The following is a 10,735-nucleotide window of genomic DNA, read 5'->3' as shown; positions in this document are numbered from 1 at the left end:
CGGCTGGACTGGCTGGACGGCCCACGGCGGCATTCTGGTGGACAGCCCCGCCGCGGCGACCGACGCCAACGGCAACATCACCGTGCACGTGCGCGGCACCGACAACAAGATCCAGCAGCGCACCTTCAACGGTACGTCCTGGACCGACTGGACCGGGCTCGGTGGGCCCAACGCCGGCACCTTCACCGGCGCACCCGCGCTCACAGCGATCAACGGCCGCACCAACCTCTTCGTCCGCGGCACCGACAACCAGCTCTGGCAACGGACCTGGACCGCCGCGGGCGGCTGGAGCAGCTGGACTGCCCTCGGCGGCACTCTGAAGTAATCAGACCCGCCCGACCCTGCTGATTCGGCACCGGCGGGTTGATCACGCATCGGGGTGCCGCTGGCCGACCTGGCCAGCGGCACCCAGTGCCGACAGTGGCAAAGGATCCCGGACACGCTGAAAGGTGGCAAACGACTGTGCAGGCTGATCCGTGGGGCTTGTCCGGCAAAACCGTGCTCCTCACCGGGGCGCTCGGCGGTATCGGAATCGTCTGCGCGGCCGCCTTCGCCGACGCAGGCGCGCGTGTGCTGCTCAGCGACCTGCCGTCCCCTGCTGACGCCGCCGAACAGCTGACTGCCCACCGTTTCGGCGCCGAGAACTATCTCAGCTGTGATGTCCGTTCGCCGGCCCAGGTCGAGTCGATACTCGATGACGCCACAGATATGCTCGGCGCCGCACCGGACATCGTGTCCGTCCACGCGGGACTTGTGGGCTCGTTTCCCATCGAGCAGTACCCCATCGACGAGTTCGACAACCTGATGGCCGTGAACCTGCGCGGTTCGTTCCTGACCGCGTGCGCAGCCGCCCAGCGGTGGCGCACGGCCGGGCGAGGGGGGAACCTGATCTTCACCACCAGCTGGGTCCAGGATGTCCCCTGGCCGGAGATCGGTCCGTACGCGGCGAGCAAGGCCGCGGTGCGCGCGCTGATGCGCGGTTTCGCCCGCGAGCTGGCACCACACGGAATCCGCGCGAACGCCCTCGCGCCCGGCATCGTCGGAGTCGGAATGGCGCGCCGCCAATGGGACTCGGATCCGACCTACCAAGCGCGCGCCCGCAGGGCCATCCCCCTCGGCACCCTCCAAGACCCCAAGTCGGTCGCCGACGCCATGCTGTTCCTGGCCTCCCCTCGATCGGCCTACATGACCGGCTCAACCCTCGTCATCGACGGCGGCGCCAGCCTGTACCCGATGGACTGACCGGCTTCACTGCCCGGCGCCCGACACCGAGCCGGTGCGATCGATCTCGGGATGCGCCGGTAATGCGCACAGACCAACCACAGGGCGTTGTCACGTTGTTGGGTGCGTGGGTGTCTGACGGTGTGTCGGGGCGTGGTGGTGCCGGGTGGCGGCCTGGGTTCAGACCGCGGTGGGCAGGCCAGTGGCGCCGGTGATCTGATCCCGGATGGCGAAGCGGACGGTCATCTCGAGGCGGTGGTCGGGGGCGGTCATCAGGGGGCGGCGGGGCCGGAAGTGGGGTGATATGCCACTGAACGCGGACAGGAACCGCTGCGCTCCACGTACGGAACGAAAGCCTTTCATCGCCCGTTCGCGTTGCCTGGTGGGCTGGTGGCTGTTCTCGGCCCGGTTGTTCAGGCCCTTGTGCGAACGGTGCTCGACCGACGGCATCGCCTCGCGGTGGGCAGCGCCGCAGGAGCGGAGCTTGTCGGTGACGATCACCCGCGGCACCGCCCGGGTCTTCGTCATCAGACGGCGGAAGAAGCGCCTCGCCGCGGCCTTGTCCCGCCGGCTCTGGACGAGAATGTCCAGGACGTTGCCGTCCTGGTCCACAGCCCGCCACAGGTACTTCAGCTCGCCGTTGATCTTGATGAAGACCTCGTCCAGGTGCCACTTGTCGCCGGGCCGGGGGCGCCTGCGGCGCAGCGCGTTGGCGTAGGCCTGCCCGAACTTCCGGCACCATCGCCGGACGGTCTCGTGGGAGACGATCACGCCGCGCTGGAGCGCCAGCTCCTCGACCTCACGGAAGCTGAGCGGGAACCGGAAGTACAGCCACACGCAGTGCGAGATCACCTCGACCGGGTACCGGTGACCCTTGTACGACGGCGACATGCCCTCCCCGGACGATCCCCTCCACCAGCGATCAACCCGAAGATCATCTCACCCTGCCAGCCAACATGACAGCGCCGCCGGGATGGCTGCGGGCGCGGACAGCATCGACGATCTGGACGTGCTGCGCCACGGTGCGGTGCCGACCGTGTTCGAAGGGGTCCGTGCCCCTCCACCTGCTGGAACCTGCCGACCGGCACCGGGTCGTGAAGACCTGGTGCCGGTCGTTGCACTGCCTGTGGCGTGCGGGGTTCAGCTGCCGAAACCGTCGAGGGTGGCGAAGGCGCCCGACAGCTTTTCGATGACGATCGTGTGCGTGCCGGGGCTGAGCCCGTCCGCGGAGAACACGACGACGTTCGCGTGGCGTTGCCCGTCGTCCGGGGTGGTGTTCACGGTCTGCTGGGCCTGGTTGTCGAGGGTGACCCCGATGTTGCCCTGGTCGGTGTTGAGCTCCCCGTAGACCTTGATCGAGGTTCCGGTGAAGGTGTAGGTGGCCTTGGAACCGTTTGCGGTGGCGTAGTGGATGTCGTCCTGGAAGTCGCCGAGGCCGCGGTTCGAGGAAGTGCTGAAACCGCTGTAGGTGATGGCGGATTCGGTGTCGTTGAGGCGAGTGGGGTCGTCGACCGGGTGGCCCACTGAGACCTGGTAGGCGGGGGTGCCCGCCGGCACGGTGGCGATCAGGAAGCCGCTCGACAGCCGCTGGACATCGCGGTTCTTGAGCGTGCTGGTGCCCGCGTACACCTTCGGGTTGGCGCCGAAGCCTTCACCGGCCACCAGGACCCGGTTGCTGCCGTCGGCCGGGGAGACGTACGAGGTCGTCGGACCGGCGGATTTCACCAGTGCCGTGTAGGCGTCGCTCACTCCGGCCGAGGTGAACAGGGACTCGGGGATCTTCCCCGCGGTGGGCGTGGCGGAGAGGTCGCTGGGGCCCGGAGTGGCGGATATTTTCGTGTTGTTGGATGCGTGTATGTCGATCGGCTGGCCGCAGCCGTAGTTGCCCGTGCCGTGCGAGAAGTAGTTGTCGCTCATCCAGAAATGGCCGGTGGGCTTACAGCCTCCCTGCGAGGCGCCACCGCCGTTGAACGCCAGGTTCCCTTGCCAGTTGATCCACTCGGAGCCGGCGTCGTCGTAGTAAGTGTTGTTGGTACGGGGGCTCTGGTAGGCGACGTTGCCTTTCGCCTGGAGGCCGTGTGCGAGGGTCTGGGCGGAGTCGATGGCACCGGTGGCGGGGACGGCGTTGCCGTTCGCGTCCCGGTACTGGGCCTGGTGGCCCTCCACGTAGATGGCCCCGCCGTCGTGGCGCTTCTTCATCCAGTCGTGGATGAGGTTGTTGCTGATGGTGTTGTTCTCGTTGATGTTGACCGAGTTCTGCGCGTCCCCGGCGTGGTCGACATGGCCCTGGATCACGCCGGCGGTGATGCCGGTGTAGGGCAGGTCGTAGAGGTTGTTGTGGGTGATCGTGGTGCCCCGGGAGAACAGCAGGGTGATACCGCAGGCGGAGGTGTAGTCCGTACCGACGCGGTGGATGATGTTGTCCGAGACGGTGGTGTCGGTCAGGATCTCGTTGGCGCCGATGATGTCATCCTTGACCGCGGCCGGGTCCGGCGTGCAGTTCTGCTTGATCCCCTCCGGTGGCGACAGCTGCGCGCTGGTCGCGCCCACCGGGAGCACCGGCGTCGGGTCATAGGTGCAGCCGAGCAGGAGGCCCGTCGAGGCGATGTCGGTGAACTCATTGCCCTGGATGCGCGTGTTGACCGAGCCGTACATCACGCTCAGGCCCGCGCCGCCGAGTTCGGCGAAGCGGTTGCCGGTGAGGGTGACATTGCGCGCGGCGCTGAAGGCCACGTTGGCCTGCGGCTGGGTCAGTCCGCCCCAGGGGCAGCTGCCCGCGGGCGTCGAGAACTGGCACATGGCCTGGTTGCCCCGGGTGGACCCGCCGGCCGGGGCCTTGGTCATCCGCAGGTTGCTCTGCACATCGGAGAAGCCGGCCGCGCTGGAGGGGCCGTTCCAGGTGGCGTGCGAGAACTGCAGGCCCTTGAAGGTGAGGTCGTGCACCGGGTTCGCCAGCGTGCCCGCGCCCTGGAGCAGCGACTCGAGACGGGGCAGCTCGGCCGCGAAGCTCTGCAGCGACTCGTCGGGCAGCGGCTTGTAGTACAGCTTGCTCGCGGCCGGGTCGAGGTACCACTGGCCCGGGCGGATCAGCGCCTTGGCGTTGGCCACGACGGCGGGCTTCTTCCCCGTGCTCATCGACGGCAGGCTGCCGCTGGCATGGCTGAACGAGGCGCGGCGGGTGGTGTTGGTCCAGCACGGCTGGGTCATGGTGAGCGCGGCCGTGGCGCTGTCGTAACCGGCGACGCGGCAGCGCGAATCGGTCCAGTCGCCGTTGCCCCCCGGGTAGGAGAACTCCACCTGCTTCAGCTCGTCGGCGCTCAGCGCGCCGAACCAGGCCTTGGCGGCGCTGTCGCCGCTGATGTTGTAGCCGGTGGTGGTCCCGGTCCAGCTGCCGGTGAAGCCGAGTTGGGCGGCGGTGGCCTGGGCGACCGGTGCCTGGCGGCCGTTGATGTACAGCTGACGGGACTCGCTGTTCGCGGGTACGGGGGCCGACCACAGGCCGTCGGTGCCGGTGTCGGTCCACTTGTGGATGCGGGTCGCGCCGGAGATCACCGGGTGCGCGCCGTCCGCGGCTTCCCAGACCACGGGGTGCCCGGCGGTACCCGAGTCCTGGGCGCCGAACTTCCAGGTCGAGCCAAGGCGGTACGTGCCGCCTTGGAGCTTGACGTCGACGTCCACGTCACTGCCGCCGGCCACCGCTTCACGGACCTTGGTCTGGGCGCCGGACAACGAACAGGGCGCCGTCTGCGTACAGCTGGTGCCTTCGCCGTCGGGCGCGGCGTAAAGGGTCACCGGGGTGGTGGCGGCCTCGGCGGCGGAGCCGAAGGCGGGAACCAGGAGGGCGGCGGCCAGGCCGGTGGCGGCGGCGAACGCCCAGGCGGCGGCCGGACGCCGCACAGCTCTCTTACTCATGACGGGCCGTGCCGTCTCCCGCACACGTCAGTCTGTTCATGACACGCTCCAATCAGGGGTGAGGGTGATGCGGTCCCCGGTGCTTGGGAGGCAGTGCACGAGCCCACGGGGGCGGACCCGCGTACGGAACGAAACCGGATGAGGCCAGGACTGTCCGGAGGCGACAGCCAGCCTCGACTCATCGGATGTATTAATGCACTGCGATGCCCCGCCGTCCAGGCATAGAACAGAAAATGCAGGATAGATGCCGTTCGGAAAGGAACTTGCCGGAATAGGGAGTCGATAGATAGGACCAATGAAGGGCATCCGTAGAGGCTCGTGCCGGACGACGGGCCACGGAGCCGATTCGCGAAGGAGCTTGGGCAGCTGCTCCGGCCAGCGCCGCTTCGCAGCTGGCCGATCATCCCGCTGACACAGCGACAATCTGGATGGCAGGGTCAGCTTGACGGCGCCCTCGATGCTGCCGGAGCTCCAGTCGAGAGTGAGCCCGGCTGTCACGGCGTCGAGGACTCGGAGCAGGTGGCGTGCGAAGCCGGTGAGGCCGGGGAGCTGGCTGGCGTCGACTGCGTCGATCCAGGTGGGGAGTGTGGCGCCGAGGCGGTCGGTGAGTATCTCGCCGAAGTCGCGGACGTGTCCGGCCGCCTTGTCCAGTTCGGGGCAGCGGGCCAGGACCTCCTTCAGGCCGGCCCGGTCTTCCTCGGTCAGGGTCGCGGGGTGACGGGTGAGCCAGCCGGTCACCTGCCGCACCGTCGGCGGCCGGGGCGTTGCGGCGGACGGAGCCCCGCGCAAGGTGGCGATGTGGGCGCGGACCATGGCGTAGGTGACGGGAGCGTGCTCGGCAACCAGCTCGCTGTGCAGTCGGGTGACGCTGGTGCATCCCTCGGCGAATCGCCGCTCCAGGTAAGGCTTGTAGGGGTCCAGTCTGCTGGGCCGGGGCCGGTTCTCGCGGAAGGTGTCCTGCCAGCGGGCGGCGGCCGCGTACCGGCTCGCACATTGCGGAGCAGTATTCGATTAGATCGAAGATTCTATATGATTCACCCTTCGAGTCGATGTGGGTGGCGACCCCCTCTCGCTCCGTTCCAGGGGTGAAGCGGCCCTCGCCACCCGATCTGCCGCCGCCTCCCCTCCCTCTCAACTCGGCAGGTAAAAGGGACATTTACCGTAAGGAGGGCGGGTGGGTAAGGCCGCAAGGGTAGGTCACAGCTGTGCAACGGTCCCGCCTGCCCCTTGACCGGGATGGCGCCATAGGGCCAGAGTCACCGCCAGAAAATATAGGATCCTCTCCTTCCTGGATGGGTGTCGTGACAAGAACCCGTACACATCAAAGACGTCCGGCACGCACTGAACGCCCACCCGATCGGCTACGTACCGGAGAGCCGCAAGGAGGAAGGACTCTTCCTCGACCAGACCATCACGATCAATATCGCCGTGACCGTCTGGGAGCGGATCAAGCGCACCCTCGGCTTCGTCCCCCCGTCGGCGCGAACGCGAACTCGCCGAGCAGTACACCAAGCGGCTCGGCATCCGCAGCTTCGGGTCCGAGCAGTTGGCCGGGAACCGTTGAGGAGCAGCGACAAGTACCGGCGGCGTCCCCGCCGGCCATCCTGCCCCCCTCCTGCGACAGCCCGAGACCATCCACCCCGGTCGGCCCGATCCCGTGCTGCGCATGACCGAGCCGTCGGCGAGATCCACCATCACGACCGCGGCAGCCCACACGTGATCCTCGCCGTCCACGGGCGCCCCGCACGGACTCCTCAGCACCACCGGCAAATTCCGGCCCGTCGACGTACATCCCGCTGATCACCACCCGCCCGCTCACCAGTCCCACTCTCGCCAAAGATCCCTCCATCTCGCTAGATATCCCCACCCAGTGAAGGCCAAGGTGACACCCATGCCAGTCCCGAAGAGACCCGCCCGGATCCTTGCGGCAGCGCTGTCAACGCTGCTTGCTGCCGCGGGCCTCGCCGCGATCGGCGGCCAGCAGAGCGCCGTCGCCGCAGACGCCTCGATCTATGCCTCACCCACCGGCACCGGCACCAGCTGTACGAAGAGTGCGCCCTGCGCGATCACCCAGGCGAAGGCCGAGGCCGCCGCCCGGGCAGCCGCCATGACCGGCGACATCAACGTCGTCCTCGCCGACGGCACCTACCGGGTCAGCAGCCCGCTGACGTTCACCGCGAAAGACTCCGGCCAGAACGGGCACCGCATCGTCTGGCAGCCGGCCGAGGACGCGAAGCCGGTCATCAGCGGAGGCACACCTGTCACCGGCTGGACCCGGTCCACCGCCAATCCCGACCTGTGGAGCGCCCCGGTCGCGAGCGGCCTGGAGACCCGCCAGCTCTACGCCGCCGACGTCCGCCTCCCGCGCTCCTCCGGCATGCCGTCGGGCCTCAAGTTCTCGCGTACCAGCACGGGGTACACCGCGAGCAACAACACGCTGTCCACCTGGAAGAACCCGCAGAACATCGAACTCGTCTACGACGATGGCAATGGGGATTGGACTCAGCCCCGCTGCGGCATCGCCAGCGTCAGCAACACCACCATCACCATGCGCCAGCCCTGCTGGGGCAACCTGACTCCGCCGACCGGCCCGAAGGCGTGGGACGGGGCCAACCCCTCCGGCAACTTCCCGGGGACAAGGAAGGCCCCGTCCCGTCTGGAAAACGCCTACGAACTGCTCGCCCCCGGGCAGTGGTACCTCGACCAGAGCGCGGACCGCGTCTACTACTACCCCAAGGCCGGCGAGGTCCCCTCGAAGATGCAGTTCACCGCTCCGCAGACGGAGCAACTGCTCATCAGCACCGCCACGCCCGACGCGCCGCTGCACGACGTCACCTTCCGTAACATTGAGTTCGCCCACACCACCTGGCTGCAACCGAGCAGCAACGCCGGCTTCGCTGAGATGCAGGCCAACATGACGATGACCACCTCCAACACCCAGGGCCTGTGCGGTTACTCCAACCCGGCCGGGTCCTGCCCGTTCGCAGCCTGGACCCGACCGCTGGCGGCGGTGGACTTCACCGGCACCAGGAACGTCTCGTTCCTCAAGAACAAGTTCCACCACCTCGGCGGCGCCGGTCTGGGACTGTTCCACGGCGCAACGTCAGACACCGTGCGGGGCAACGAATTCACTGACGTGTCCAGCAACGGCATCCAGCTCGGCGCCACCGACGACCCGCAGCCGCCGGCGAGTTACGCCACCGATGTCGCACGCGGCAAGACCGCGACCCAGTCCTCCACCCTCAGGGGCTTCGGAGCCCCGGCAGGCGGCGCAACGGCGTCCCTCGCGGTCGACGGCAACACCGACGGTGACTTCTCCCATGGTTCCGTCAGCCACACCAACAGCGACGTCAACGCCTGGTGGCAGGTCGACCTCGGCAGCTCCCACCTCCTTGACAGCATCAAGGTGTTCAACCGCACGGACTGCTGCGCGAGCCGGGACTCCGACTACTGGGTGTTCGTGTCCGACAGCCCCTTCGACACCACGCTGACGCCTGTGCAGCAGGCGGCGAAGTCCGGGGTGTGGTCCAGCCACCAGACCGGCCAGGCCGGCAGCCCGACGGTGATCCCCGCCGACGCCACCGGTCGCTATGTCATGGTCCAGCTCTCCGGCACCGACCACCTCGCCCTCGCCGAGGTCCAGGCGATCTCGCGCGACCCCGAGATCGCCACCGGCAACACCATCAGCAACAACTACGTCCACAACACCGGTGCCGAATTCACCGGTGCGGTCGGCATCTTCGTCGGATACACCCGCAACACCACGATCAGCCACAACCAGCTCAACGACCTCCCCTACTCGGGCATCAGCCTGGGCTGGGGCGGCTGGCACACCAGCGCGTCCAGGCCCGACGACAACCCCAACATCAACGCCGACAACACCATCTCCAACAACCTGATCTTCAACGTCATGAAGACCCGCTCCGACGGCGGTGCGATCTACACCAATGGCCGTCAGGGCACCAGTTTCGCCCACGGCCTCACGATCAGCGGAAACGTCACCTTCGGGAACACTCACACCAACAACGCCTACTACACCGATGAGGGTGGGCGGTACGTCACCATCGACGGCAACATCCAGTACCTGGACGGCGGCAGGTTCACCGGCGGCTGTTCCACCAGCGGGCCGATCGTCGTGAAGAACTCCTACTATGTCGGAGTCTTCAGGGAGTACGGCTGTTTCGACCCCGGCCCCGCCAGCAGCTTCCCCGACGACGGCAGCAACAAGCTCATCGCGCAGAACCCGCTGCCGGGCGTCCTGCCCACCGGCACGCTCGAGGCGGCCGGACTCGAGCACCCCTACACCCGCCTGACGACCTCCAGCGCACCCGTCGTCCGCGTCGTCAGCCCGATCTCCTCCGGCCAGATCCTGCTCTCCGGCTCCGGCTTCACCCCGGCCTCGAAGGTCAAGATCTCCGGAACCCCTGCGACCAAGACGACCTACATCTCGTCGAACTACCTGACCGCCACCCTGCCGGCCGGCACCGTCGCCGGGAACGTGACCGTCACCACCGCTGCCGGCACCAGCGCGATCACTTCCGCATCGTTCACCTACGACCCGAGCAAGAACAAGAACATCGCACGCGGCAAGACCGCGGCCCAGTCCTCCACCTACACCGACTCCGGAACCCCGGCAGGCGGCGCAACGGCGTCCCTCGCGGTCGACGGCAACCCCGACGGTGACTTCGGCCATGGTTCCGTCAGCCACACCAACAGCGACGTCAACGCCTGGTGGCAGGTCGACCTCGGCAGCTCCCACCTCGTCAACGTCATCAACGTGTTCAACCGCACGGACTGCTGCGCGAGCCGACTCTCCGACTACTGGGTGTTCGTGTCCGACAGCCCCTTCGACACCACGCTGACGCCCGTGCAGCAGGCGGCGAAGTCCGGGGTGTGGTCCAGCCACCAGACCGGCCAGGCCGGCAGCCCGACGGTGATCCCCGCCGACGCCACCGGCCGCTACGTCATGGTCCAGCTCTCGGGCACCAACTACCTCGCCCTCGGCGAAGTCGAGGTCCTCGGCTGACACAGGCACCAACCCTCTCGAACCTCCGTGCGGCAGCGTGGCGGAAGTCAACGCACGACGCCCAGCCGTGCCAGCCTTCCCCGACCCGTGCCCGCCCGCCCGTCCCCTCACGAACCTCGTTGTAGGGGGCGGGCGGGCGGGGACGGCCGCCTCCAGCAGCGTCCGGCACGCACTGAACGCCCACCGGATCGGCTACGTACCGGAGAACCGGACGCCGCCGGCGCTACCACTTCCGTGACGGATCACGATGATCCGTCCGCTGCGGCCGACCGCAGCCGTTAATCGAGAACGGCGGCCCCGACGTGCGAGGGGTCGCTGACGAAAACAGGTTGACCGTGCCCGTCTCGGAGTGGGTCACGGTGCCCACCGCTGACGATCCCGCGACCGCGGCGGACTCGGTGCGCGGAGGGGGCCGGCACGTCGGGCATGGTGCGCCGGCAGCCGACCGAGTGCGGCGGCCGTCAGGCTCCTTCCTGGTTCCGGGGCCCGGGAGGCAAGCCGGTGTCGCTGGCCGCTCTGCAGAACGTGTAGGTGAACTCGGTGGGCACGAACTGCCAATGGTCCCTGTCCGCTGAT

Annotated in this window: 5 protein-coding genes and 1 pseudogene; 3 read left to right on the top strand and 3 right to left on the bottom strand. The window is 68.0% G+C overall.

The annotated features are described in order from the left end of the window. A pseudogene (locus tag ACFU8W_RS48590) lies at window positions 1-325 on the top strand (hypothetical protein); the annotation flags it as partial. A 137-nt stretch (window positions 326-462) separates the two neighbouring features. Next, window positions 463-1,242 (top strand): SDR family NAD(P)-dependent oxidoreductase, encoded by a 780-nt coding sequence (locus ACFU8W_RS48585; protein ID WP_384052291.1) that lies wholly within the window; start codon window positions 463-465, stop codon window positions 1,240-1,242. Between the two features lie 159 nt (window positions 1,243-1,401). On the opposite strand, the gene ACFU8W_RS48580 is transcribed toward ACFU8W_RS48585, so the two are convergent. From ACFU8W_RS48580 to ACFU8W_RS48570, 3 genes are all read right to left on the bottom strand, one after another. Further along, the gene (locus ACFU8W_RS48580; protein ID WP_384052290.1) at window positions 1,402-2,112 is read right to left on the bottom strand and encodes an IS6 family transposase; all 711 of its coding nucleotides are present in this window, start codon (window positions 2,110-2,112) and stop codon (window positions 1,402-1,404) included. Window positions 2,113-2,361: 249 nt separating this feature from the next. Further along, complete coding sequence (locus ACFU8W_RS48575) at window positions 2,362-5,133, bottom strand: hypothetical protein (RefSeq protein ID WP_384052289.1); 2,772 nt, start codon at window positions 5,131-5,133, stop codon at window positions 2,362-2,364. 36 nt (window positions 5,134-5,169) lie between these two features. Further along, window positions 5,170-5,871 carry a hypothetical protein gene (locus ACFU8W_RS48570; protein WP_384052288.1) on the bottom strand — a complete coding sequence of 234 codons (702 nt, stop codon included), beginning with the start codon at window positions 5,869-5,871 and terminating at the stop codon, window positions 5,170-5,172. A gap of 1,153 nt (window positions 5,872-7,024) precedes the next feature. Here ACFU8W_RS48570 and ACFU8W_RS48565 point away from each other — a divergent pair. Further along, the gene (locus tag ACFU8W_RS48565; RefSeq protein WP_384052287.1) at window positions 7,025-10,159 is read left to right on the top strand and encodes a discoidin domain-containing protein; all 3,135 of its coding nucleotides are present in this window, start codon (window positions 7,025-7,027) and stop codon (window positions 10,157-10,159) included. Window positions 10,160-10,735: the final 576 nt, after the last annotated feature.

Source organism: Streptomyces sp. NPDC057565 (assembly GCF_042801455.1).
GTDB lineage: Bacteria > Actinomycetota > Actinomycetes > Streptomycetales > Streptomycetaceae > Streptomyces > Streptomyces yanii.
The sequence above is the reverse complement of the archived record's forward strand: the minus strand, read 5'-3'. Positions and strand labels throughout refer to the sequence as shown.